Below are 20,433 nucleotides of genomic sequence, written 5' to 3' on the forward strand. Positions count from 1 at the left end.
GTCGGGCCCGCGCCGTTAACGGGGCGTTAACCGTGGCCGGTGTCCGATCGCCGCCGACGGGCGCATCCGCACCCGCACGAATGCGAGACGAAGACCGAACATGGCAGCCGGCGCCCTTCCCAACGCGACGCAAGGCCTCGAATCGGGGGAGTTCGAGGGGCTGACCGGCCCGCAGCGCGCCGCGCTCTTCCTGCTTCTCCTCGGCGAGACGCACGGGCGCCCGATCTGGGCGATGCTCGACGAGGAGGAGGTGCGCACCGTCTCGCACGCGATGGTGCAGCTCGGCACGGTGGACGCCTCGACGGTGGAGCGGCTGATCGTCGACTTCATCCAGCGCCTGTCGAACTCGAGCGTCTCGGGCTCCGTCGAGCGCACCGAGCAGCTCCTCATGAAGGTGTTCCCGCCCGACCAGGTGGCGATCATCATGGCGGAGATCTACAACACCTCCGGCAAGCGCATCTGGACGCGCCTGTCGCAGATCGACGCCGAGATCCTGGCCAATTACCTCCGCTCGGAATATCCGCAGACGGTCGCGGTGATCCTCTCGCGCGTGCGCCCCGACCACGCCGCGCGGGTGCTGACCATGCTGCCGGACGATTTCGCCCTCGACGTCGTCAACCGCATGCTCAAGCTCGAGGCCGTCCAGAAGGAGGCGCTCCACCACATCGAGGAGACGCTGCGGCTCGAATTCGTCGGCGCCGTCGCCCAGACCGCCAAGCGCGACGCCCACGAGGCGATGGCGGAGGTGTTCAACGCCTTCGACCGCCAGACCGAGACCCGCTTCCTCTCGGCCCTCGACGACCTCAACCGCGAGGCGGCCAAGCGCATCCGCCAGCTGATGTTCACCTTCGAGGACCTGACGAAGCTCGATCCGGGCTCGGCCCAGACGCTGATCCGTCAGGTCGACCGCAACGTGCTCTGCAAGGCGCTCAAGGGCGCGCCCGAGCCGGTGCGGACCTTCTTCCTGTCGAACATGTCGAGCCGCGCCGCCAAGAACCTCAACGAGGAAATGCAGTCGCTCGGTCCGATCCGCATCAAGGACGTGGACGAGGCCCAGCTCGCCATGGTCAACCTCGCCAAGGAGCTCGCCGACAAGGGCGAGATCATGATTTCGAAGAACCGCGCCGAGGAAGAGCTGATCTATTGACGATCGGCCGTCGCTCGACCGCGCGCAGGATCTGCAGGCGCAGCATCGCGTGCGAGGCGAGGAGCGCGAAGGCGGCGCCGAGCGTCCAGCCGCCCAGCACGTCCGTCGGCCAGTGGACGCCGAGATAGACCCGGCTCACGCCGACGAGCAGCGTCACCGCGATCCCGAGCCCGATCACGTAGACCCGCAGCCGCCGCCGCGTCAGCACGCGCGCGAGGAGCGCCGCCAGCGTGAGGTAGACCACCGCCGACATCATCGAGTGGCCCGACGGAAAGCTCGCCGTGTAGACGCGTGCGCCATAGGGCACGAGCTCGGGGCGCGGGCGGTCGTAGCCGAGCTTGAGGAGCGTCGACAGGATGATCCCGGTCGCGATCGCGATCCCCACCGCGAGCGCGGCGCGCGGGCGGCGCGCGATCGCGAGGAAGCCGATCGCGGCGAGGGTCACCATGGTGAGCACGGCGGTGCCGCCGAGCGCGGTGAGATCGCGCATCACCTCCTCGAGCCATGGCGGCCCGAGCGGATCGGCCGGCTGCAGAGGGTCGCGCAGGAGGAGCATGAAGGCGGTGTCGAACGCCCCCGTCGACCCCGCCTGCACCCGCCCGGCCACGAGCAGGAACACCCACAGCCCCCCGGCCGCGACGGCCATCGCGAGGAGCGTGCCGCGATTCTCGTGGAAGGCGGGAAGAAGGCGGTTCTCGGCTCGGTGAGGGGGGATCTCGTGCTTCATCGTCTCGCGGCGCGGTGGGACTGTCCGTCGGTGAACGTGCACCGCGACGCGATCGATCCGCAAGCGGGACGCGCGAGAACCCCTCTCCCCGAGCGTGCGACCGCAAAGGCGCTCCCTCTCCTTCCCCTGGGAGCTTGAAACCTTACCCCGCCCGTCATTCCGGGGCGCGAAGCGAGCCCGGAACCCAGAACCCCGACGTTGGCTCGAGCGCGCATGCGCGCTCGCTCCGCAACCCGAGACAACGGATACCTCGAAGGACGCAGCCTACAGGCTGCTCATCAGAGGTCGGGAGTCTGGATTCCGGGCTCGCTTCGCGCCCCGGAATGACGGCGTGGAGGTTCTAGAAGAGAGATTTTCAAACTCAAAGGGGAAGGAGAGACCCGCCGAAACGCGAAAAGCGCCCGGTTCTCACCGAGCGCTTCGCGACAGGCGCAGACCCGACCGGGCCTGGCCTCACCGGACCTCGCCTCACTTGGCGAGGGGCTTCGCCATCATCGACTCGACGGGCTTCATCGCGTCCTTGACGAGGGAGGCGTAGAGCTCGCCCATCTTGGTGGCCTGCGCCACGAAGCCCTCGTAGGCCGACTTCACGTAGTCGGTCTGGATCTCGATCGCCTTGTCGAGCGTCTTGGCGCCGACGAGCTTCTCGAGGGTGGCGGTGGAGTGCTCGAAGGACTTCTTCGCGTAGTCCGCGGTCTCGACCGCGATCTGCTGGGCGCTCATGGAGACGGCACCGAACGCCTTCATCGTGGCGTCCATGTTCTCCTTGCCGAGCTTCTGGAAATCGTCGAACTGGTTCATCATGGTGCTTCCCTCCGACGCTGCCGCGCCGCTTGACTTCGTGGTATGGCTCGGACCGCGTCGCATCCGCCGACCCGATCCCTCGCTCTCGACGCCCTTATTATGTGCACTGCAACATGCGTGTCAAGCTTTATGTTGCACCGCACAAAGTCCGGACGATTCCCGATCAGCCCCTTAACCGCTCCGTAACCTCGGCGGGCTCAACATGCCGGGCGTGGCGCTGATGCAACGCGCCTGGGGGCGGGCTGACTTTCGAAACGACCGGAAGACACGGGGACGGTCCAAATGTTCGAGTATCGCGTAGCGGCCCGTGGGCGCGGGCCTCTGTCCGCGCTTGCGGTGATCCTTTGCGGCCTCCTGGCCGCGACGATCGGAGCGGGGCCGGCGAGCGCCTACAATCCGCCTTTCGCCGCCCTGGTGGTGGACGTCAAGACCGGCCAGGTGCTGCACGAGGAGAACGCGGACGCCCGGCGCTTCCCCGCCTCGCTCACCAAGGTGATGACCCTCTACATGCTGTTCGAGCAGCTCGAAGCCGGGCGCCTGCGGCTCGATTCGCCCTTGCGCGTCTCCGCCCGCGCCGCCGCCGAGCCGCCCTCGAAGCTCGGCGTGCGCGCGGGCTCGACGATCTCCGTCGAGAACGCCATCCTCGCGCTCGTCACCCGCTCGGCGAACGACGTCGCGGCCGTGATCGCGGAGAATGTCGGCGGCAGCGTCGACGAGTTCGCCCGGCTGATGACGCGGCGGGCGCGCGAGCTCGGCATGGCGAACACGACCTTCCGCAACGCCTCGGGCCTGCCCAACGCCCAGCAGGTGACGACCGCGCGCGATCTCGCCCGTCTCGCGATCGCCCTGCAGGATCGCTTCCCCCAATATTATCACTATTTCCAACGCCGCTCGTTCAACTACAACGGCGCCACGATCGGCAACCACAACCGCCTTCTCGGCCGCGTCACGGGCGTCGACGGCATCAAGACGGGCTTCATCCGCGCCTCGGGCTTCAATCTGATGACGAACGCCCAGCACAATGGGCGCCACATCGTCACGATCGTGCTCGGCGGCCGCTCGGGCGCGCATCGCGACCAGATCGTGCAGCGCCTCGTCGAGCGGCACCTGCCGCGCGCCTATGCCGGGGCGCGGCGCACGCCGCTGATCGGGCGCCCGTCGGGGGCGACCACGCCGATGGTCGCCATGGCCGCGCCCGTTCCGCCCGCGCCGCCGGCCCGCCCGGCCGATCTCGGTCCGCGCCCCGTGGCGACGGCGCCGCTCGATCTCGCCGGCATGCGGCCGGCGGTGGCGAGCGCGCCGGACGCGAACACCGTCACGCCGGGCTCGCTGCGCGCGGCGCCCGCTTCGGCGCCCGCCTCGGCCTCCGCCTTCGCCGCGGTGTCGCCCGCGCTCGACGTGCCGCTGCCGCCCGCGCCGATCCCGGACGTGCAGCAGACGGCCGCGCTCGTGCAGCCGGAGCCGGCCCGCCCCGTCGCCGCGACGCCGACCCCGATCCCGCCCTCGCCGATCCGCGAGCTCGCGCTCGAAGTCACCGCCGCGCCCAGCGAGGATCCCGAGCCGGTCATCGAGACGCTCGCCGTCGCGGCGCTTTCGACCGACATCCCGCTCGAGATCGACGTCGAGGCGGAGGGCGTCGCGGAAGGCTCGGTGTCGCCCTGGGTCATCCAGATCGCGGCGGTGCCCTCCGAGGACGCGGCCTTCGACATGCTGCAGCGGGCGCAATCGCGCGTCGGGCGCATCCTGATCAACGCGGTGCCCTTCACCGAGGAGGTGCAGACGCGGGGCGCGACGCTCTATCGGGCGCGCTTCTCGGGCTTCGACGAGGCGGGCGACGCCCGCGACGCCTGCGAGAAGCTGAAGAGCGAAGGCTTCGACTGCTTCGCCGTGCGCAGCTGAGGCCCTTCGCCCCTTGGCGCACTCGTCCTCTTCCAAAGAACGCCATCGGCGGACGCTCGCGCCCGCCGCTCGTCGAACCGACCCGGTCGAGCCGTATCCTCGATCGATCGCGCGTGGAGTATCAGCGATGTCGGCTCAGAAGAACGTCCTTGGCCTCGTTGACGCGGGCCGCGAGATAGGTCGATCCCCCCTGGTCGGGGTGCAGCTTCTTCATCAGGAGCCGGTGCGCGCGCCGGACGTCGTCGGCGGACGCGCCCGGCTCAAGCCCCAGGATCTGGTGGGCCTCCTCTTCCGTCATCGCGCCGCCCTTCGTCTCTCGGCGCGTCCCCGCGTCTGCGTCTCCCTGCGCGTGCTGACGCCATCCGGCAAACCGGCGGTCGAAATACGCCTCTAGCAGGCGCACCCCTTCGGGGTCGGCGCCGCGGCAGGCCTCGTAGAGATCCTTGAGGGCCTTCTCGTCGAGATCGGCGAGCCGCCGCCCGGCATAGGCGCCCGCGAGCACCGTGCCCGCGAGCTCGCCCGTGTCGTGGGAGAGCTCCATCTCGATCATCGCGGAGCGCACGCGCGAGACCTGCCCCGGCGATTTCGCGCCGCCGAAGCCGGGGATGCGCGCGAAGGGCGTCGACCAGCCGAGCAGCCAGGCGCCGGCGCAGCCGAGGAGGAGCGCCATGTCGATGCGCCCGCGCACCGCGAGGAGCGCCGCGAGGCCGATCAGCGCGAAGCCGCCGACGCGCTTGACGAGCTTGGCGACGTCGGCCGGGTTGGCGCGCTGGAAGGCGCGCATCAGCCACCAGAAGGCGAAAACCGCCGCGATCCCGTAGAGAAGCGAAACCATCCGCCGATCACCCCTTGCGCCGCATGGCCGTCAGCAGGGCCTGCGCCTGCGGCTCGTGGGCCGCGAGACGCTCGAGCCCGTTCGCACCGGCGCTCGCATAGGTCGCGGCCGCGCGCAAGAGGCCGGCGAGCGCGCCGGGGGCGCCCGCGTCGAACCGGGCATAGGCGCCCCCCGTCAGGCGCGCCATCTCGCGGAAGGCGCGCTCGGCATTCGGCTCCCCGCCCTCCTGGAAGAAGAAGCCTTTGGCGTTGAGGAGGCCGAGCTCGCCCGCCTTGGCGCAGACCGCGTCGATGTCCTCCTCGAAGGCGTCGCCGACGAGGACGAACGCGTCGACCCCCTCCCCCCGCGCCTCGTTGCGGACATGGGAGAGCACGCGGCCGATCTGGGTGTGGCCGCCGCGGCAATCGATCTTGACCATCATCGCGGTGAGCGCGGCCGGATCGACGACCCAGCGCGACGCGCGGCATTCCGAGAAGCCGCGGAAATAGACGAGCTGGACCGCGAGCCCGCCGATCTGCGCCGTCGTCTCGAACATCTGCGCCTGCAGCGAGCAGGCGAGATCCCAGGTCGGCTGGCGGCTCATGGTCGCATCGAGCGCGAAGACGAGCCGCCCGCGCCGCGCCCCCGAAGCGCTCGCCGGCCCGAGCGCCGAGGCCTTGGCGACAAACGCGTCGATCGCCGAGGCTCCGCTCGTCGCCGGTGGCGCGTGGTCCGGGCGCGGACGGGCCGTCGTCGAGGGGCGGGCGACAGCGTCGCGCTTCTTCTCGTCGGTCATCTCGTTCTACTCGCGTTCGCCTCTGGATTCTTCTCTGCGTCGCTCGGCCTGCCCAGAAGATGTGGCGGAGGCACGGCCCCGATGCAATCGCCGGCTCGGCCGTTCGTCTACGGGTGCGACGATTTCGACTGTATGGCGACACGTTCCGTCCCTAATGTGGACACGCCGGTCGGCTCTCTCCATATTCTGTTCTTCACCCTGGGAACCAAACGCGAGGAACCCGCTTGCAGCCACGCTTCGCCGCTCTCGCCTTCGCCGTCGCTCTCCCGCTCGCGCTCGTCGCGCCGGGAGCCGCCGCTCTCGCCGCCGAAGAGGGGCCGGCCTGGCGCCACGGCGCGGCCTTGATGGGCGAGCCGCGCTACGAGCCGGGCTTCCCGCATTTCGACTACGTGAACCCCGATGCGCCGAAGGGCGGCCTCCTGCGGCTCGGCGCGCTCGGCTCCTTCGACAATTTCAACCCGATCGTGGCCGGCATCCGCGGCGACCTCGCGGCCGGGATCGGGCTCGTCTACGAGACGCTGACCACCTCCGCGCTCGACGAGCCGGCGACGGAATACGGGCTGATCGCGGAGGCGATGCATTATCCGGAGGATTATTCCTCCGTCACCTTCCGCCTGAACCCGAACGCGCGCTGGCACGACGGCGAGCCGATCAGGGTGTCCGACGTGATCTGGTCCTTCGAGGTGCAGAAGGAGGCGAACCCGATGTACGCCTTCTACTACCGCAACGTGGTGGGCGCGGAGGAGACCGGCGAGCGCGAGGTGACCTTCCGCTTCGACCAGGCGAACAATCGCGAGCTGCCGAAGATCATGGGCCAGCTCCTCGTCCTGCCCGAGCATTGGTGGACGGCGCCGGGCCGCTCCCCGTCCGCGACGACGCTCGAGCCGCCGCTCGGCTCCGGGCCCTATCGGCTCGCGACGCACGTCGCCGGGCGCAGCGTCGTCTACGAGCGCGTGCCCGACGCCTGGGCGAACGATCTCAACGTGAATGTCGGCAAGAACAATTTCGGCACGATCCGCTACGAGTATTTCCGCGACGCGACGGTCCTGCTCGAGGCCTTCAAGGCCGACCAGGTCGATTTCCGCAACGAGAACGTCGCGCGCAATTGGGCCACCGCCTACGACTTCCCCGCCCGCGCCGAGGGGCGGGTGGTGCTCGAGAGCTTTCCGATCAACAGCACGGGGATCATGCAGGCCTACGTCCTGAACCTGCGCCAGGAGCGCTTCCAGGACCCGCGGGTGCGCCGCGCCTTCAATCTCGCCTTCGATTTCGACGACATCAACCGGACGATCTTCTTCTCCGCCTACGAGCGCGTGTCGTCCTTCTTCCACGGCACCGAGCTCGCGTCGTCGGGCCTGCCGGAGGGGTTGGAGCTCGAGATCCTCGAGGAATTCCGCGGGCAGATCCCCGACAGCGTCTTCGAGGTGGAATACCGCAATCCCGACCACACGACGCCGCAGGCCAAGCGCGACAACCTGCGCGAGGCCGTGCGCCTCCTGCAGGAAGCGGGCTACGAGCTGCGCGGCCGGCAGATGGTCGACACGCGCACGGGCCGCCCGCTCACCCTCGAATTCCTAGGCTTCCAGTCCACGGACGAGCGCCACGCGCTGCCGTATTCCCAGGCACTCGCGCGGATCGGCGTGACCATGAACGTGCGCATCGTCGACCCGGCGCAATACCAGAACCGCCTGCGCAGCTTCGATTTCGACATGATCACCTCTCTGTGGGCGCAATCGCTTTCGCCGGGCAACGAGCAGCGCAATTACTGGGGCTCGGAGGCGGCGAACCGGCCGGGCTCGGACAATCACATCGGCGTGCAGGATCCCGCGATCGACGCGCTGATCGAGCGGGTGATCTTCGCGCGCGACCGCGAGGAGCTCGTCGCGGCGACGCGTGCGCTCGACAGGGTGTTGTTGCACAAGGAGCTCGTCGTTCCGCAATGGACGCTGCGCGAGCAGCGCATCGCCCGGTGGGACCGCTTCTCGCGGCCCGACGAGCTGCCGGAATACGGGGCCTCGGCGTTCCCCACCGTGTGGTGGTTCGACGAGGAGAAGGCGCGGCGCGCGGGGAGGGCGCAATGATCGATCGCACGAGACTTCTGCATCCCACCCGCCGCGGGCTCCTGATGGGAGCGGGCGCGATCGGCGTCGCCGCGGCGATCGGCCTGCCGCGCGCCGCGCGCGCCCACGATCACGCGGTCGCCGCCTACGGCCCCGTCGACGAGGATTTCGTCGAGCGCCACGGGCTGTCGCTGTTCGGCGACCTGAAGCACGGGCCGGATTTCGAGCGCTTCGACTACGTGAATCCGGCCGCGCCGAAGGGCGGGCGCATCTCGCTGCAATTGTCCTCCGCCGCCTACAATCAGAACTTCAGCACCTTCAACACGCTCAACATCTTCGTCCTCCAGGGCGACGGCGCGGCGGGCATGGGGCTGACCTTCGACAGCCTGATGCGCGGCTCCGGCGACGAGCCGGACGCGATGTACGGCCTCGTCGCGCAATCGGTCTCGCGCTCCGCCGACGGGCTCGCCTTCCGCTTCCGGCTGCGTCCGGAGGCGCGCTTCCACGACGGGACGCCGATCACGGCCGACGACGTCGCCTTCACGATCGAAATCCTGCGCACGCAAGGCCACCCGCGGCTCGTCCAGGTGCTGCGCGAGGTCGAGGGCGTCGAGGCGCTCGAGGAGCGGCTCGTCGAGGTGCGCTTCATCCCCCAACGCACGCGCGACATCCCCCTCGTGGTCGCCGGCCTGCCGATCTTCTCGCGCGCCTATTGGGAGGGGCGCGATTTCCAGGCCTCGACGCTCGAGGCGCCGCTCGGCTCGGGGCCCTACCGGGTCGGGCGCTTCGAGGTTGGGCGCTGGATCGCCTTCCAACGCGTGCCCGATTACTGGGCGGCGGACCTGCCCGTGAATGTCGGCCAGTGGAATTTCGACGAGATCCGCTACGAGTATTTCCGCGATCGCCAGGTCGCCTTCGAGGCCTTCCGCGCAGGGCAGTTCTCCTGGCGCGAGGAATTCACCTCCCGCGATTGGGCGCGGGGCTACGACTTTCCGGCCCGCCGCGAGGGACGCGTCGTCCAGGACGAGGTCGAGCTCGGCCTGCCGCGCGGCCCGCAGGGCTGGTGGTTCAACACGCGCCGCGCCAAGTTCGCCGACCCGCGCATCCGCGAGGCGATCTCGCTCGCCTTCGATTTCCCCTGGACGAACCAGAACATCATGTTCGGATTGCTCCAGCGGCTGACCTCGTTCTTCCAGAACTCGCCGATGCAGGCGCAGGGGCTGCCCTCTCCCGCCGAGCTCGCGCTGCTCGAGCCCTTCCGCGCGGGGCTGCCCGAGGAGGTGTTCGGCGAGCCCTACGAAGTGCCGCTCGCCGACGGGTCGGGCCAGGACCGCCAGCTCATGCGCCGCGCCAACGAGCTCCTGCTGGCGGCGGGCTGCGAGCGCCGGGGCGGCACGCTGCATCTGCCCTCGGGCGAGCCCTTCACGATCGAGTTCCTCGACTTCTCCCAGGCGCTGCAGCCGCACACGCAGCCCTTCCAGGCCAATCTCGGCCGGCTCGGAATCAACGCCACCTCGCGCATCGTCGACCCCGCCCAATACGAGCGGCGGATGAACGAGTTCGATTTCGACATGACCTCGCGCGCCTTCGGCGCCTCCCTCACGCCCGGAGCGGGCCTGAGGGTCGTCTACGGATCGGAGGCGGCGGCGACGCCCGGCTCGGCCAATCTCGCCGGCATCCAGGACGCGGCCGTCGACGCGCTGATCGAGGCGATCGCCTCGGCGACGACGCGCGAGGAGATCCACGTCGCCGCCTCCGCGCTCGATCGCGTCCTGCGCGCGGGCCGCTACATCGTCTTCCACTGGTATCGCACCACGAGCTGGCTCGCCTTCTGGGACGAGTTCTCGTGGCCCGAGCGGCGGCCGAACTTCGCGCTCGGCGTGCTCGACACCTGGTGGTTCGATCCGGAGAAGGCCGCCCGCGCGCGGCGCGTCTGAGCGGTCCCTATTCCGCGCGGGCTCCTCCGTGCGGTACGCGTTGCAGGCCCTGTGCGGCCCCGAGAAAGTCCGAGGACAGCGATGTTCGCCTATGTCGCCCGCCGCCTCCTGCTCATGATCCCGACCCTGATCGGGATCATGCTGATCTCCTTCGTCATCATCCAGTTCGCGCCGGGCGGGCCCGTCGAGCGCGTGCTCGCGCAGCTTCAGGGCACCGATGTCGGCGCGACCGCGCGCATCTCCGGCGGCGGGGGCGATTTCGGCGGCCAGCAGCTCGGCGGCGGCGCCGAGCCGACCTCGACCTATCGCGGCGCGCAGGGGCTCGACCCGGCCTTCATCGCCGAGCTCGAGCGGCAATTCGGCTTCGACCGGCCGGCGCACGAGCGCTTCTTCATGATGATGTGGAACTACATCCGCTTCGATTTCGGCAACAGCTACTTTCGAGACGTGGCGGTGATCGACCTCATCGTCGAGAAGCTGCCCGTCTCGATCACGCTCGGCCTGTGGATGACGGTCCTGTCCTACGCCATCTCGATCCCGCTCGGGATCAAGAAGGCGGTGCGCGACGGCACGCCCTTCGACTGGTGGACCTCCGCGGTCGTCATCGTCGGCTACGCCATCCCGAGCTTCCTGTTCGCGGTGCTCCTGATCGTGCTCTTCGCCGGCGGCTCGTTCTGGCAGATCTTCCCCTTGCGGGGGCTCACATCGGACAATTGGGAGCAATTGTCGCTCGCGGGCAAGGTGCTCGACTATCTGTGGCACATCACGCTGCCGGTGACCGCCATGGCGCTCGGCGCCTTTGCGACCGCGACGCTGCTCACCAAGAACTCGTTCCTCGACGAGATCCGCAAGCAATACGTCATGACCGCGCGGATGAAGGGCCTCTCCGAGCGGCAGGTGCTCTACGGCCACGTCTTCCGCAACGCGATGCTGATCGTGATCGCCGGCTTCCCCGGGGCCTTCATCGGCGCCTTCTTCGCGGGCTCGCTCCTCATCGAGACGATCTTCTCGCTCGACGGGCTCGGGCTCCTCTCCTTCGAATCGATCGTCAACCGGGACTACCCCGTCGTGTTCGCGACGCTGTACATCTTCTCGCTCCTGGGCCTCGTGGTGAACCTGATCTCGGATCTGACCTATGTCTGGATCGATCCGCGGATCGATTTCGAGACGCGGGAGGTCTGATCGATGAACGCGCCCCTCGATCTCCGCAAGCCGCTCGACGGCGAGCGTCTGGCGCCGCCGCTCGCCAAGCGCGGGCTCGTCAACCTCTCGCCGATCAACCGGCGCAGGCTGGACAATTTCAAGAAGAACAAGCGCGGCTATTGGTCGTTCTGGATCTTCCTGGTGCTCTTCGTCCTGACGATGTTCGCCGAGTTCATCGCCAACGATCGTCCGATCCTGGCGATGTATCGCGGCGAGCTGCTCGTGCCCGTGCTCGTCGACTATCCGGAGGAGAAGTTCGGCGGCTTCCTGGCGGTGACGGATTACCGCGATCCGATGATCCAGGAGGAGATCGAGGCGCATGGCTGGATGCTGTGGCCGCCGATCCGCTTCCACTTCACCACCCACAACCTGAACCTCCCCGTCCCCGCGCCGGCGCCGCCGACCTGGATGCTCGACGAGGAGGTGTGCGAGAGCGCGGCCGCGCGGCTCGGGCTCGGCGGCTGCGCGGATCTCGAGACGAACTGGCTCGGCACCGACGACCAGGGCCGCGACGTGCTCGCGCGGCTCATCTACGGCTTCCGGATCTCGGTCCTGTTCGGCCTCGTGCTCGCGGCCTTCTCCTCGGTGATCGGCGTCTTCGCCGGCGCGGTGCAGGGCTATTTCGGCGGCTGGACGGATCTCGCCTTCCAGCGCGTGATCGAGGTGTGGACGGCGATCCCCTCGCTCTACCTCCTGATCATCCTCGCCTCGGTGATCACGCCGACATTCTGGATCCTGCTCTTCATCCTGCTCCTGTTCTCGTGGGTGTCGCTGGTGGGCGTGGTGCGCGCCGAATTTCTGCGCGCGCGCAATTTCGAATATGTCCGCGCCGCGCGCGCGCTCGGCGTCGCCGACGCGACGATCATGTGGAAGCACGTCCTGCCCAACGCCATGGTCGCGACGCTGACCTTCCTGCCCTTCATCCTCAACGGCTCGATCACGACGCTGACCTCGCTCGACTTCCTCGGCTTCGGCCTGCCGCCCGGCTCGCCCTCGCTCGGCGAGCTCCTCGCGCAGGGCAAGGCGAACCTGCAGGCGCCCTGGCTCGGGCTCACCGGCTTCTTCGTGATCGCGCTGATGCTCTCGCTGCTCATCTTCGTCGGCGAAGCCGTCCGCGACGCCTTCGACCCGCGCAAGACCTTCACGTGAGGGTGGGCTATGATGGGCACAAGGAGGGCTTCGGCATGAACAGGATCGTGCGGCATCACGTGCCGGTGAGCGAATTGCCCGAGAGCCTTCGCGAAGGGCTCGACCCGGGCGCGCTCGCGACGGTGGAGGTGACGGTGGAGACCGCCGCCGCCGCCGAGGGAGAGGCGCCGATGACGCTGGAGGAGATCCTGGCGTTCGAACAGGAGAATTTCCGATCGCTGGACGAGGTCGACGCGCACGTGAGAGCGCTGCGCGAGGAATGGGCGCATCCGAGTCTGGAGGACTATCTGCGCGCGGTCGATCGAGCGCCGGCTCCGGACCTCGCGCCGGAGGAGGTCGCGCACCGTGCAGCCTTGTTCGGTCGCTTTTTCGGAGCCGCCGCGGATGGGAGAACGACCGTTCGGGACGCAGTCACGCGGATCCGCGAATTGCGCGATCAAGACGACTGACGGCGCATGTCTTCGCCTGCCTACGAAAAGCTGGACGGCAGCCGCGTTTACCTTGACGCGAACATCGTCATAACTCTCGTCGAGATCGCCGACACTCGCCTCGCTCGCGTGCTCGAACGGGCGATGGTCGGACGACTTCGACTCGTCACCAGCGAACTGACGCTTGCGGAAGTTCTGGTGCGCCCCCTTCGTGATGGTGACCAGAACCTATCCGCAATTTATCGGGACCTATTCTCGCGCCCTCAAGTCATCGAGTGCGTCCCAGTTGCGCGTGAGGTGCTCGAATTGAGTTGTACGATTCGCGCTGAGGAAGGCGGGAAGTTGGCAGACTCGATTCACGTCGCTACCGCCGAAGCTTCGAATTGTGCTGTGTTCCTCTCGTCGGACCGACGGATCAAGACAAGAAAGCCGATGATCCGCATCGGTATCGACGACATTCCGGATACGCCATGACCCCCACCCCCCTCCTCTCCATCCGCGATCTCTCCGTCGCCTTCGCGCAGGGCGGGCGGGAGACGCTCGCGGTCGATCGCGTCTCCTTCGATATCGCCAAGGGCGAGACGGTGGCGCTCGTCGGCGAATCCGGGTCGGGCAAGTCGGTGACGGCGCTCTCGATCCTCAAGCTCCTCAACTACCCGCCGGCCTCGCACCCCTCCGGAGAGATCTGGTTCAAGGGCAAGAATCTCACCGCCGCAAGCGAGCTCGAGATGATGCAGGTGCGCGGCAACGACATCACGATGGTGTTCCAGGAGCCGATGACCTCGCTCAACCCGCTGCACGTGATCTCGCGGCAGATCGGGGAAATCCTGCGTCTGCACCAGCCGATCTCGGAGAAGGACGCGCGCGCGCGTACCCTCGCGCTGCTCGAGCGGGTCGGCATCCGCGAGGCCGCCAACCGCCTCGACGCCTATCCCCACCAGCTCTCGGGCGGGCAGCGCCAGCGCGTGATGATCGCGATGGCGCTCGCCAACAATCCCGATCTCCTCATCGCCGACGAGCCGACGACGGCGCTCGACGTCACCGTCCAGGCGCAGATCCTGGGCCTGCTCGCCGAGCTCAAGCGCGATACCGGCATGGGTATGCTGTTCATCACCCACGATCTCGGCATCGTCCGCAAGGTCGCCGACCGCGTCTGCGTGATGCTGCGCGGCAGAATCGTCGAGCACGGGCCCGTGGCCGAGGTCTTCGAGAATCCGCAGCACGAATACACCCGCCGCCTCCTCTCCGCCGAGCCGAAGGGGCGCCCGCAGCCGATCCCGGCTTCCGCGCAGCCGATCGTCGAGGCGGGGCCGATCAAGGTGCATTTCCCGATCAAGCGGGGCTTCTTCGGCCGCACCGTCTCGCACGTGAAGGCGGTCGACGGCGTCTCGATCCGCATCCGCGAGGGCGAGACCGTCGGGGTGGTGGGCGAATCGGGGTCGGGCAAGACGACGCTCGGGCTCGCCATCCTGCGGCTCATCTCCTCGCAGGGGCCTGTGGTCTTCCTCGGCAACCGCATCGACGGCCTGAAATCCAACGACATCCGCCCCTTCCGGCGCGACATGCAGGTCGTCTTCCAGGACCCCTACGGCTCGCTCTCGCCGCGCCTGTCCGTCTCGCAGATCGTCGAGGAGGGGCTCCTCGTCCTGCAGAAGGGGCTCTCCCTCGAGGATCGGCGCGAGATCGTCGCCCGCGCGCTCCTCGACGTCGGCCTCGATCCGCAGGCGATGGACCGCTATCCGCACGAATTCTCCGGCGGCCAGCGCCAGCGCATCGCGATCGCCCGCGCCATGGCGCTCGAGCCCCGCTTCGTCGTGCTCGACGAGCCGACCTCGGCGCTCGACATGTCGGTCCAGGCGCAGATCGTCGACCTCCTGCGCGATCTTCAGACGAAGCGTGGCCTCGCCTACATGTTCATCAGCCACGATCTGAAGGTCGTGCGCGCTCTGGCCAATCACCTCCTCGTGATGCAGAACGGCGTGGTGGTGGAGGAGGGGCCGGCCGAGGAGATCTTCTCGGGCCCCAAGACCGCCTATACCCGCGCGCTCTTCTCCGCCGCCTTCGATCTCGAGGCGGCCGGGGAGGTGGTGCGGGAGTGATCCCGTTCGCTCGAAGAGGAAGGCCCATGCCCCGCGCGCTCCTGATCGTCCTCGATTCGGTCGGCATCGGCGGCGCCGCGGATGCGGGCGCCTACGGCGATGCGGGCGCGGACACGCTCGGCCATATCGCGATCGCCTGCCGCGAGGGGCGCGGGCGTCGCGAGGGCCTCCGCGCGGGGCCGCTCGCGCTGCCGAACCTCGCGCGCCTCGGGATCGGGCTCGCCCATGCCGCCTCGATCGGCGCGCGCGCGCCCGATCCGGATCTCGCCCCGCCGCCCGGCGGACCGACGGGGGCCTACGGCCATGCGGTCGAGACCTCGAAGGGCAAGGACACGCCGTCGGGCCATTGGGAGATCATGGGCTGCCCCGTCGCCTTCGATTGGGGCTATTTCCCCGACACGCAGCCCGCCTTCCCGCCCGCCCTCGTCGAGGCGCTCGTCGCGCGCGCGGATCTGCCGGGCATCCTCGGCGACAAGCACGCCAACGGCATGGCGATCATCGAGGAATGCGCGGCCGCCCACATCGCGACGGGCAAGCCGATCGCCTACACCTCCGCCGATTCCGTCTTCCAGATCGCCGCGCACGAGGAGCATTTCGGCCTCGAGCGGCTCTACCGCGTCTGCGCGATCGCGCGCGAGATCTGCGACGAGTACAAGATCGGCCGCGTCATCGCCCGCCCCTTCGTGGGCGATGCGACGAGCGGCTACAGGCGCACCGGCAACCGCAAGGACTATTCCACGCCCCCGCCCGCCGACACGCTCCTCGACGTGCTCGCCCGTGAGGGGCGGGCGGTCGTCAGCGTCGGCAAGATCGGCGACATCTTCGCCCATCGCGGGACCGGCCGCGAGGTGAAGGGCCACGGCAACGCCGCCAACCTCGCGCTCGCGCTCGACGCCTTCGACGCCTTGCCGGACGGCGGGCTCGTCTTCGTCAATCTCGTCGATTTCGACCAGGAATACGGCCATCGCCGCGACGTGCCGGGCTATGCAGCAGCCCTCGAGACCTTCGACCGCGCGCTGCCCGAGATCGAGGCGCGGCTATCCCCCGGCGATCTCGTCGTGATCACCGCCGACCACGGCAACGACCCCACCGCACCGGGCACCGACCACACCCGCGAGCACGTCCCCGTTCTCGCCTTCGGACCGGGCATCGCGCCGCGCGACCTCGGCCGCGCGGAGAGCTTTTCGGCCATCGGGGAGATGGTGGCGCGGCATCTCGGGGTCGCGATGCCGCGCGGGGCTCACCCGCCGAACTGCACGATGTCGAGCTGATTGCCGGACGTGTCGAGGATCGAGATCATCGTGCCGGCGGGGAAGGGGTGCGGCTCGGGGGTGAGGAGCGTCGCGCCGGCGGCTGCGAGGCGCGCGCATTCGGCACGCACATCCGCGACCGCGATCGCGGGGACGACCCGCGGCTCCTTGCCGTCCTCGATCTCCTCGAGCACGATCATCGCCCCGGCATTGTCGAGCGTCGCGATGCAGGCGCCGTAGCGTTGCTTGACGGCGAAGCCGAGCGTTCCGCAATAGAAGCCGAGCGCCTCCTCGAGATCGCGCACGTAGATCGACATGACGGGAACCGAGAGATCCATGGCGCGCGTCCGAAACGGGTCGAGGAGCCGAGGTTAAGCGCGCGTGCGTGCGGCACGCAATTGCGTATTCCTGCGAAGGCGCGCGTCACCCGCGGCTCGCGAGCGCCACGCCGAGCGCGGCGATGCCCATCCCCACCATCTGCACGAGGGTGAGCGTCTCGCCGAAGAGGCCGTAGGCCATCAAAGCGGAGACCGGCGGCACCAGGAACAGGAGCGAGGCGACGCCCGCGACCGCGCCGCGGCGGATCAGCACGAGGAGGAGCGCGATCGCCCCGATCGAGAGGCCGAACACCGCCCAGGCGAGGCCGATCCAGACATCCGTCACGAAATCGATGCGCCCCTCCTCGAGCAGGAGGACGAAGGGCAGCGTCACGAGCGCCGCGCCGGCATATTGCACCGCCGTGTTGGTGCGCAGATCGAGCCCGCCGCCGGTGCGCTTCTGCCAGATCGTGCCGAACGTGATCGCGACCACGCCGAGAAACGCCGCGAGGAGCGGCAGAGGCGGGATGCCCGCGGCCACGCCGAGCCGCGGCGCGATCACGACGAGCGCCCCGGCGAAGCCGACGAGGATGCCCGTCCAGCGAAGAGCCGAGACCCGCTCGCCGATCAGCGGCCCGACGAGGAGCCCCGTGAGGAGCGGCTGCAGACCCGCGACGAGCGCGGCGATGCCGGCCGGCAGGCCGTTGCCCACCGACCAGAAGATCCCCCCGAGATAGAGCCCGTGCAGGAGCGCGCCAGCGACGAGCCCGTCGCGCCATTCCCTCCCGTCGCGCGGCCAGGCGGCGCCGACCGCGAGCGCGAAGCCGGCGAGAATCGCGCCGGCGACGACGTAGCGCAGGAGGAGGAAGGAGAACGGCTCGGCATGGGGCGCGACGAGCCGCGCGAGGACGAAGCCCGTCGCCCACAGGAGGACGAAGAGCGGCGGCGCGAACAGGGCCACCGGGTCTCGCGATGGTGTCGTCGTGCTCAATCCTCGGGCCCTCTGGCGGGTCGTCGCGCCGGACAGGCGGCTTCTACACGCTCGCGCGCTTGCGCGCTCGTGCCAAATGCGCCATCTGCGGAGAGGACGATATCCTCGGCAGGGAGGCGAGCGGGTGCCCGTCGTGCGCAAGACGGTCGCGATCCTGGTGCTGGCCTACGATCGCTTCAACCTGCACGACGGCTGGGCGATCGCGAGCCATATCGCGCTCTCGGCCCTGTTCTCGTTCTTCCCGTTCCTGATCCTGCTGACCGCCCTCGCGAGCCCCTTCGCCTACGGCACGCTCGCCGACAACGCGGCCGAGATCATCCTCGAGCTGTTCCCGGCCGAGATCGCGGTGCCGCTCGCGCGCGAGGTGCATTCCGTCCTCACCGAATGGCGCGGCGACCTCCTGACGATCGGCGCGGCGCTCGCGCTGTATTTCTCCTCGAACGGGATCGAGAGCCTCCGGGTCGGCCTCAACCGCGCCTACGGGGTGCGCGAGACGCGGCCTTGGTGGCTGACGCGGCTCGAATCGATCGGCTTCGTGATCGTCGTGGCGATCGTGATGCTCGTCTATTCCTTCGCCATCGTGCTCGGGCCGCTCCTGTGGCGGGCGGCGACGGGGTTCTTCCCCGCGCTCGCGCCCTTCGGCCAGACGATCGACGTCCTGCGGCTCGGGGTGACAACGGTGCTCGTGCTGATCGCGCTCCTCCTCACCCACAAATTCCTCGCCGCGGGACGGCGGACCTTCGGCGCCGTCCTGCCCGGCGTGTTCACGACCTTCGGCCTCTGGTTCGTCGGCGGCTTCGTGTTCGGCACCTATCTCGCCCAGTACCCGGCCGCCTACGCCTCCACCTATGGGGGGCTCGCGACCGCGATGATGGCGCTGATCTTCCTCTATCTCATCGCGGTGATCTTCATCTTCGGCGGCGAGCTCAACGGCGCCGTCATCGCCGCCCGCCGCTCGGCGAAACGAGGCGCGGGGCGGTGAGCGCGGCGCGCATGGCGGGCATGCGGCGAGCGCAAGTCTCGTTACGGAACTCGCTGACCCATTGTTAAGTCGGCTCGGACAGTGTGCGGCGCAACAGGAGTTGCAGCAGCCATGTCCACGCCCGCTTTTTCCCGCGAATCCACCCGTCCGAGCCGGCTCGTCGGCGTCGGCGCGCGGTTCTACCTCGTCATCGGCCTCGCCTTCGCGATGCTCGTCGCCCTCGCCTCGATCGGCGCCTGGCAATTCTCCCGCGCGGTCTGGGCCGCCAAGGAGGCCGAGCTGATCCACCTGACGCAGGCCGCTCACTCCATCGTGGTCGATTTCCACCGCAAGGCGCTCGCGGGCGAGCTGCCGGAGGCGGAGGCGAAGGCGCGCGCCGCCGATGCGCTGCGGGCGATCCGCTATGCCGGCAACGAGTACTTCTTCATCCACGATTACGACTCGATCACGGTCATGCACCCGGTCAATCCGGCGATGGAGGGCCGCGATCAGAGCGGGCTGCGGCTCGCCGACGGGCGCTCGATCATCACGGAGCTCGTCGCCCTCGCCCGCGGCGGCGGCGGCTTCTTCGAGTACGGTTGGCCGCGCGTGACGGGCAGCGATGAGCAGGCGACGAAGCTCGCCTACGTGATGGGCCACGATCCCTGGCGGTGGATGCTCGGCACGGGCGTGTTCGTCGACGACGTCCAGGCGGGCGTCTCGGCGAGCCGCATCCTCTTCCTCGCCATCGCCGCCCTCTCCGGCATCGCCCTCCTCGGGCTCGGCTTCTTCTTCGCCCGCGACGTCGCCCGCGCCCTCGGCGCGCTGGCCGAGGGCATGAAGGCGCTCGCCGCCGGCCGCCTCGAGACGCAGATCCCCGGGCGCACGCGCCGCGACGAGATCGGCATGATGGCGGGCTCGGTCGAGGTCTTCCGCGAGGCGCTGGTCGCCAAGCGCGAGGCCGATGCGCGCGCCGCCGCCGAGGCCGACGAGAAGACCCGCCGCGCCCAGGAGCTCGATCGCCTCGTGCGCGGCTTCGAGGAGAGCGTCTCGCGCCTCGGCCGGGATCTGACGGTCGCCGCCGAGACCATGAAGTCGACCGCCGCCGGCATGACCGGCACGGCCGACGAGACGAGCGAGCGCGCGCTGACCGTCGCCTCCGCCGCCGAGCAGACCTCCGCCAACGTCCAGGCGGTCGCGACCGCGACCGAGGAGCTCGCCGCCTCCGTGCGCGAGATCGCCCGGCAGGTCGCGCAATCCGCGCAGATCGCCGGCAACGCCGTCGTCCAGGTGCGCCGGACCGACGAGATCACCCGCAGCCTCGCGAGCGGCGCGCAGAAGATCGGCGAGATCGTCTCGCTCATCAACGGCATCGCCGGGCAGACGAACCTCCTCGCGCTCAACGCCACCATCGAGGCGGCGCGCGCGGGCGAGGCGGGACGCGGCTTCGCCGTCGTCGCCGCCGAGGTGAAGTCGCTCGCCGATCAGACCGCGAAGGCGACCGACGAGATCGCGAGCCACGTCGCGCAGATCCAGGGCGTCACCGACGAGGTCGTCACCGCGATCTCCGGGATCGGCGACGTGATCGGCCGGATGAACGAGATCTCCGGCGCGATCGCGGCGGCCATGGAGCAGCAGGGCTCGGCGACGAGCGAGATCGCCCGCAACGTCCAGGAGGCCGCGCGCGGCACCGAGGACGTGACGGGCTCGATCGAGCGCGTGAAGGAAGGCGCCGGCTTCACCCGCAGCGCCGCCGACGAGGTGCTCGCCGCCGCGACCGACCTCGCCCAGCGCTCGAGCGGCCTGCGCCAGGAGGTCTCGACCTTCCTCGACGGCGTCAAGGCCGCCTGA

Annotated in this window: 18 protein-coding genes; 12 read left to right on the plus strand and 6 right to left on the minus strand. The window is 69.3% G+C overall.

From position 1 onward, the window contains the following. Nucleotides 1-100 precede the first annotated feature (100 nt). A complete protein-coding gene (gene fliG / locus ACK4UM_RS11850; RefSeq protein ID WP_409799026.1) occupies nt 101-1,147 on the plus strand; it encodes a flagellar motor switch protein FliG in 1,047 nt (348 codons plus the stop codon). On the opposite strand, the gene ACK4UM_RS11855 is transcribed toward fliG, so the two are convergent. Together ACK4UM_RS11855 and ACK4UM_RS11860 are read right to left on the minus strand one after the other, a co-directional pair. Then, on the minus strand, nt 1,104-1,874 hold the full coding sequence (locus tag ACK4UM_RS11855) for a phosphatase PAP2 family protein (RefSeq protein ID WP_409799027.1): 771 nt from the start codon (nt 1,872-1,874) through the stop codon (nt 1,104-1,106). The two genes, fliG and ACK4UM_RS11855, sit on opposite strands and share 44 nt — an antisense overlap. A gap of 468 nt (nt 1,875-2,342) precedes the next feature. Continuing rightward, entirely contained in the window at nt 2,343-2,678 is a 336-nt protein-coding gene (locus ACK4UM_RS11860) for a phasin family protein (protein WP_409799029.1), read from the minus strand. Nucleotides 2,679-2,960: 282 nt separating this feature from the next. Here ACK4UM_RS11860 and ACK4UM_RS11865 point away from each other — a divergent pair, with 282 nt between their 5' ends. Beyond that, nucleotides 2,961-4,577, plus strand: a complete 1,617-nt coding sequence (locus ACK4UM_RS11865; protein ID WP_409799031.1) for a serine hydrolase — start codon at nt 2,961-2,963, stop codon at nt 4,575-4,577. A gap of 121 nt (nt 4,578-4,698) precedes the next feature. Here ACK4UM_RS11865 and ACK4UM_RS11870 read toward each other — a convergent pair whose 3' ends face one another. Both ACK4UM_RS11870 and ACK4UM_RS11875 read right to left on the minus strand, forming a co-directional pair. Continuing rightward, entirely contained in the window at nt 4,699-5,412 is a 714-nt protein-coding gene (locus ACK4UM_RS11870) for a DnaJ domain-containing protein (protein ID WP_409799033.1), read from the minus strand. Between the two features lie 7 nt (nt 5,413-5,419). After that, nucleotides 5,420-6,187 carry a VWA domain-containing protein gene (locus ACK4UM_RS11875; protein WP_409799035.1) on the minus strand — a complete coding sequence of 256 codons (768 nt, stop codon included), beginning with the start codon at nt 6,185-6,187 and terminating at the stop codon, nt 5,420-5,422. Nucleotides 6,188-6,411: 224 nt separating this feature from the next. On the opposite strand from ACK4UM_RS11875, the gene ACK4UM_RS11880 reads away from it, so the two are divergent. The 8 genes from ACK4UM_RS11880 (at nt 6,412) to ACK4UM_RS11915 (ending at nt 16,334) form a co-directional block, all read left to right on the plus strand. Further along, a complete protein-coding gene (locus ACK4UM_RS11880) occupies nt 6,412-8,268 on the plus strand; it encodes an extracellular solute-binding protein (protein ID WP_409799037.1) in 1,857 nt (618 codons plus the stop codon). Further along, a complete protein-coding gene (locus ACK4UM_RS11885) occupies nt 8,265-10,184 on the plus strand; it encodes an extracellular solute-binding protein (RefSeq protein ID WP_409799039.1) in 1,920 nt (639 codons plus the stop codon). The genes ACK4UM_RS11880 and ACK4UM_RS11885 overlap by 4 nt, the downstream gene beginning before the upstream one ends. An 81-nt stretch (nt 10,185-10,265) precedes the next feature. After that, the gene (locus tag ACK4UM_RS11890) at nt 10,266-11,366 is read left to right on the plus strand and encodes a microcin C ABC transporter permease YejB (RefSeq protein WP_409799041.1); all 1,101 of its coding nucleotides are present in this window, start codon (nt 10,266-10,268) and stop codon (nt 11,364-11,366) included. Between the two features lie 3 nt (nt 11,367-11,369). Continuing rightward, nucleotides 11,370-12,536 carry an ABC transporter permease gene (locus ACK4UM_RS11895; RefSeq protein WP_409799043.1) on the plus strand — a complete coding sequence of 389 codons (1,167 nt, stop codon included), beginning with the start codon at nt 11,370-11,372 and terminating at the stop codon, nt 12,534-12,536. Nucleotides 12,537-12,595: 59 nt separating this feature from the next. Then, on the plus strand, nt 12,596-12,985 hold the full coding sequence (locus ACK4UM_RS11900) for a hypothetical protein (protein WP_409799044.1): 390 nt from the start codon (nt 12,596-12,598) through the stop codon (nt 12,983-12,985). A 6-nt stretch (nt 12,986-12,991) separates the two neighbouring features. Continuing rightward, nucleotides 12,992-13,438 (plus strand): type II toxin-antitoxin system VapC family toxin, encoded by a 447-nt coding sequence (locus ACK4UM_RS11905; protein WP_409799046.1) that lies wholly within the window; start codon nt 12,992-12,994, stop codon nt 13,436-13,438. After that, nucleotides 13,435-15,063, plus strand: coding sequence for an ABC transporter ATP-binding protein (locus ACK4UM_RS11910; protein WP_409799048.1), 1,629 nt, complete (start codon nt 13,435-13,437; stop codon nt 15,061-15,063). Before ACK4UM_RS11905 ends, ACK4UM_RS11910 begins: the two co-directional genes overlap by 4 nt. Before the next feature lie 26 nt (nt 15,064-15,089). Further along, on the plus strand, nt 15,090-16,334 hold the full coding sequence (locus ACK4UM_RS11915) for a phosphopentomutase (protein WP_409799049.1): 1,245 nt from the start codon (nt 15,090-15,092) through the stop codon (nt 16,332-16,334). Here ACK4UM_RS11915 and ACK4UM_RS11920 read toward each other — a convergent pair. Further along, the gene (locus tag ACK4UM_RS11920; RefSeq protein ID WP_409799051.1) at nt 16,304-16,651 is read right to left on the minus strand and encodes a VOC family protein; all 348 of its coding nucleotides are present in this window, start codon (nt 16,649-16,651) and stop codon (nt 16,304-16,306) included. The two genes, ACK4UM_RS11915 and ACK4UM_RS11920, sit on opposite strands and share 31 nt — an antisense overlap. Before the next feature lie 85 nt (nt 16,652-16,736). Then, nucleotides 16,737-17,591 carry a DMT family transporter gene (locus ACK4UM_RS11925; RefSeq protein WP_409799053.1) on the minus strand — a complete coding sequence of 285 codons (855 nt, stop codon included), beginning with the start codon at nt 17,589-17,591 and terminating at the stop codon, nt 16,737-16,739. A gap of 154 nt (nt 17,592-17,745) precedes the next feature. Between ACK4UM_RS11925 and ACK4UM_RS11930 the strand changes: the two genes are divergently transcribed. Beyond that, a complete protein-coding gene (locus tag ACK4UM_RS11930; protein ID WP_409799055.1) occupies nt 17,746-18,603 on the plus strand; it encodes a YihY/virulence factor BrkB family protein in 858 nt (285 codons plus the stop codon). 111 nt (nt 18,604-18,714) lie between these two features. Next, complete coding sequence (locus tag ACK4UM_RS11935; protein ID WP_409799057.1) at nt 18,715-20,433, plus strand: methyl-accepting chemotaxis protein; 1,719 nt, start codon at nt 18,715-18,717, stop codon at nt 20,431-20,433.

Origin of the sequence: Salinarimonas sp., from assembly GCF_046292825.1 — a bacterium.
In the GTDB taxonomy this organism is placed as follows: domain Bacteria; phylum Pseudomonadota; class Alphaproteobacteria; order Rhizobiales; family Beijerinckiaceae; genus Salinarimonas.

Bases quoted from the DNA above. Each gene is read 5' to 3' on its own strand.
- fliG (WP_409799026.1), top strand. From the start codon at position 101: ATGGCAGCCGGCGCCCTTCCCAACGCGACGCAAGGCCTCGAATCGGGG.
- ACK4UM_RS11855 (WP_409799027.1), bottom strand. From the start codon at position 1,874: ATGAAGCACGAGATCCCCCCTCACCGAGCCGAGAACCGCCTTCTTCCC.
- ACK4UM_RS11860 (WP_409799029.1), bottom strand. From the start codon at position 2,678: ATGATGAACCAGTTCGACGATTTCCAGAAGCTCGGCAAGGAGAACATG.
- ACK4UM_RS11865 (WP_409799031.1), top strand. From the start codon at position 2,961: ATGTTCGAGTATCGCGTAGCGGCCCGTGGGCGCGGGCCTCTGTCCGCG.
- ACK4UM_RS11870 (WP_409799033.1), bottom strand. From the start codon at position 5,412: ATGGTTTCGCTTCTCTACGGGATCGCGGCGGTTTTCGCCTTCTGGTGG.
- ACK4UM_RS11875 (WP_409799035.1), bottom strand. From the start codon at position 6,187: ATGACCGACGAGAAGAAGCGCGACGCTGTCGCCCGCCCCTCGACGACG.
- ACK4UM_RS11885 (WP_409799039.1), top strand. From the start codon at position 8,265: ATGATCGATCGCACGAGACTTCTGCATCCCACCCGCCGCGGGCTCCTG.
- ACK4UM_RS11890 (WP_409799041.1), top strand. From the start codon at position 10,266: ATGTTCGCCTATGTCGCCCGCCGCCTCCTGCTCATGATCCCGACCCTG.
- ACK4UM_RS11895 (WP_409799043.1), top strand. From the start codon at position 11,370: ATGAACGCGCCCCTCGATCTCCGCAAGCCGCTCGACGGCGAGCGTCTG.
- ACK4UM_RS11905 (WP_409799046.1), top strand. From the start codon at position 12,992: ATGTCTTCGCCTGCCTACGAAAAGCTGGACGGCAGCCGCGTTTACCTT.
- ACK4UM_RS11910 (WP_409799048.1), top strand. From the start codon at position 13,435: ATGACCCCCACCCCCCTCCTCTCCATCCGCGATCTCTCCGTCGCCTTC.
- ACK4UM_RS11915 (WP_409799049.1), top strand. From the start codon at position 15,090: ATGCCCCGCGCGCTCCTGATCGTCCTCGATTCGGTCGGCATCGGCGGC.
- ACK4UM_RS11920 (WP_409799051.1), bottom strand. From the start codon at position 16,651: ATGGATCTCTCGGTTCCCGTCATGTCGATCTACGTGCGCGATCTCGAG.
- ACK4UM_RS11935 (WP_409799057.1), top strand. From the start codon at position 18,715: ATGTCCACGCCCGCTTTTTCCCGCGAATCCACCCGTCCGAGCCGGCTC.